This window comes from Pseudomonas sp. Irchel 3E13, from assembly GCF_900187455.1.
GTDB lineage: Bacteria > Pseudomonadota > Gammaproteobacteria > Pseudomonadales > Pseudomonadaceae > Aquipseudomonas.
This window is the reverse complement of record NZ_FYDX01000048.1, coordinates 1-1,220: the sequence shown is the minus strand read 5'-3', so window position 1 is coordinate 1,220 and position 1,220 is coordinate 1. Positions and strand designations below refer to the sequence as shown.

General features: G+C 66.3%; 1 protein-coding gene. It reads right to left on the bottom strand.

What is annotated here, in order from left to right:
• On the bottom strand, nt 1–1,220 hold a 1,220-nt coding region (locus CKW37_RS32275; protein WP_177454514.1), incomplete at both ends, for an autotransporter-associated beta strand repeat-containing protein.

Below are 1,220 nucleotides of genomic sequence, written 5' to 3'. Positions count from 1 at the left end.
GACAGGGTGATCTGCCCGAGCACCACATCCGCCGGGAAGATGCCCGGGTTGGCACCGCCGTAGTTCAGGGTGCCGGTGTAGTTGATCAGGCGGTAAGTGCCGTTGGCCAGGCCACCGGCATCGCTGAAGTTGAAGGTGCTGTTGTTGATCGCCACGTTGCCGGTGACGTTGATCATCGGCGTGGCGATGGTCGGCGTGCCCAGCCCGATATCCAGGTTGCTGCCACTGGCCAGCGTCAGCGTACCGGTATTGAGCGTGCTGCCGCTGGTGACGGCCAGATGGCCGCCGCTATTGATGGTCACGCCACCGGTGAGCGTACCGCTGCCGCCGAGGGTCGCGCCGTTGGCCACGGTGACCAGATTGCTGGCCAGCGAGCCGCTGGAGGCGATGTTCAGGCGACCGGCGCTGACCGTGGTGTTACCGCTGAGGCCGCTGATACCGCTCAGGGTCAAGGTGCCAGTACCAGACTTGGTCAGGGCTCCCAAGCCGCTGAGTGCCCCGGAGAAGGTCGAACTGGCGTTGCCGGCGCCCACTGTGAAGGTGCTGCCGGCGATGACGGTCACCTGACCGGCGCCGCTCAGGCTGTTGATGGTGTTGCTGGCCGTCAGCGCGACGGTTGCACCGCTGCCGACCAGCACGTTCGGGTTGGTGCCCAGCGCGTTGGCGACCGCTGCGGTGACGGTGCCCTCGCGCACGTCCAGCAAACCGCTGAAAGCGTTGGCATTGAACAGCATGAGCTCGCCGCTTCCGGTCTTCGCCAGGGTGCTGGTGGCGGAGCCGCCGATCGAGCCCATGTTAATGATCTGGACAACGTTGGCGAACTCGAGGGTCACGCCGTTGTTGATGAAAATCGGGGTGCTCGACACCTGCGGCGAGGTGTACTCCAGGCGGCTGTCGCCGGTGGCGGTCACGGCGCCGCTGCCAAGGGCGCCGGAGTTGGTGGCCACCGTCAGGGTGCCGCCATTGAGCTCGACGCCGCCCTGGAAGTTGCTGGTGCCGGTCAGGGTCAGGTTGCCCGATCCGGTCTTGATCAGTTTGTTGGCCGCGCCGCCGGTGATGTTGCCGTTGAGGCGCAGCGCGAAGTCGCCGCTGACCGTCAGGTTGCTGTTCAGCGCCACGGCGTTGTTCAGCATCACCGACTGGGTGGCGCCCAGGCTGGATGCGCCGGACACGGTCAGCGCGCCGCCACCCAGTGACGCATTGTTGCCGACCAGCAGGGT